Genomic DNA, 2,275 nt, shown 5'->3' on the forward strand with positions numbered 1-2,275 from the left:
TATCAAGCACAACTCCCGCCGTATTGGAGAGTGTTATGGCCGAGTTATTTCCGAATGCTCCGCTCGTATTGGCTACCGAGGCTACTCCCGCCTTCAGGGTGCCGCCACTCACGCTCGTCGCTCCGGTGTAGACATTCGCTCCCGACAGCGTCAGCGTTCCTGCTCCCGACTTGGTCAGGGTTCCTGCTCCTCCGAGAATTGCCGAGATGTTCACCGTACCGGAGGCATTATTGATGATGTAGCTGCTGCCGCTCAATACTCCTGTGGAGCCGGTTATGGAGCCATTGGTCAGAGTTACTGCTCCTACACTGTCACTGTACCCCCCGATATCAAGAACCGCTCCGCTTCCGTTGACTGTCACCCCTCCGCTTGCGAGCGCATTTGCCACACCATAAGCCAGTGTACCTGCACTTACTGTCGTTAAGCCGGTATAAGTGTTCACTCCCGAGAGCGTCAGCGTACCTGCTCCCGACTTGGTCAGGCCACCGGTTCCGGTAACGATCGGATCAGCTATTGTGACATTTCCTCCACCGGCAACTACGGTCAGGGTTCTGTTTGTCCCCGTTATGCCATTGCCCGAAACCACATCAAGGGTGAGTGACCCGCTGTCGGAGTTGATCTGGGTATCTCCTGCAAGGGTTACAGCCCCTGCATAGCTGTTCTCTCCACTGATGTTCTGGAGTGCACCTCCGGACGAGATTCCTGTTCCGTTCAAACTCAGCGCTTCTGCACCGATCACAATACCGCCGGAAAGTTCAAGCGCAGCCCCGGAGGTTACGGTTGTACCTGCTGCCGTTGTGCCCAGCGCCGTCGCATTTGATGCACGGAGAGCTCCGGCACTGATGGTGGTCACTCCCGCATAGCTGTTCGCTCCAGTGAGTATCCATCTCCCGGTTCCCGCTTTGATTAGTGAGCCTGTAGTGGTACCGATTATGCTCGCAAGAGTACTGCCTGTAGCGGTGCCGCCAAGCGTCAAACCGAACGTCGCTCCGGTTATCTCACCGGGATTGGTCAGATTAATACTGCCGTTGTTTGCAACGATGCTGCTCGCTCCGGCAAGTGTAATCAATCCGCTGTAGGTTGCTGCTATGGCTGAGCTGTTCTTCAATGCTCCTCCGGCAGATATACCTGTCCCGTTAAGCGTCAGCTCTTCCGCCGTGCCAAGGGTATATCCGTTAAGGTCGAGCGTTGCTCCGGTTGCTACAACTGTTCTTCCTGCCGTTGTCCCTAACGGTGTATTGGTGCCATCTCCTCCCGCTCCAAGCTTGAGCGTTCCGGCACTGACTGTGGTCACGCCCTCATAGGTGTTCGATCCTGAAAGCGTCAGGGTGCCTGCTCCATCCTTTGTCAATGTACTGCTTGTGGTTGTTCCTGTTATCTGATTGGCAACAGTAACATTCCCGGCTCCGCCAAATGTCGATCCGGAAGTTCCGGCTGTAATGGATTCAATCGTGAGCGTACCGCTGTCGGAGTTGATACGGGCTGACGCCGCAAGCGTAATCGCTCCGGTATAGCTGTTATCGCCACTGATGTTACGGAGCGCACCACCCGAAGAGATTCCTGTACCGCTCAAACCCAGCGATTCTCCGACAATCACAATACTGCCTTCAAGCTCAAGAGCTGCCCCGGAAGCAACAGACGTGCCAGCATTTGTTGTCCCCAATGCTGTCGCATGGGAAGCCCTCAGGGCACCACCACTGATTGTCGTCAATCCCGAATAGCTGTTCGCTCCGGAAAGCGTAAGCCTTCCTGTTCCTGATTTTGTCAGGGATCCCGCTCCGCCAAGAATAGCAGATATTGTTGCTGTACCGGTGGTAGAATTATTGATACTGTAGCTGCTGCCGATCAATACCCCTGTGGTACCCGTTATGGAGCCATTGGTAAGGGTAACCACTCCAACCGTATCACTATAGCTGCCCAAATCGAGGACGGCACCGGCACCATTAACCGTTACGGCCCCGCCCGCCAATGCGTCGCTTATGCCATACGCCAGTTTGCCACCGCTGACTGTGGTTAACCCGGTATAACTGTTTACTTTTGAAAGCGTCAGTGTACCTGCACCCGATTTGGTCAGTGCTACCGCTCCGCCGAGAACAGCCGATACATTCGTGGTGCCGTAACTGTTGTTGATCGCATAGCTGGAGCCGCTCAGCACGCCGGAAGTGCCCGTAATTGTACCGTTTGTAAGGGTAACGGCTCCGACAGTGTCGCTGTACGTGCCAAGATCAAGTACAGCCGCCCGACCGTTAACCGTCACGGCTCCGGTTGAGATCGC

The 2,275-nt window shown here is 55.3% G+C and carries 1 protein-coding gene; it reads right to left on the reverse strand.

Going from position 1 to position 2,275, the window contains the following annotated elements:
* A partial coding sequence (locus G9409_RS11930) for a beta strand repeat-containing protein (RefSeq protein WP_208019735.1) occupies positions 1–2,257 on the reverse strand: 2,257 nt, incomplete at its 3' end.
* Positions 2,258–2,275: the final 18 nt, after the last annotated feature.

It is taken from the genome of Candidatus Chlorobium masyuteum, assembly GCF_011601315.1.
GTDB lineage: Bacteria > Bacteroidota > Chlorobiia > Chlorobiales > Chlorobiaceae > Chlorobium > Chlorobium masyuteum.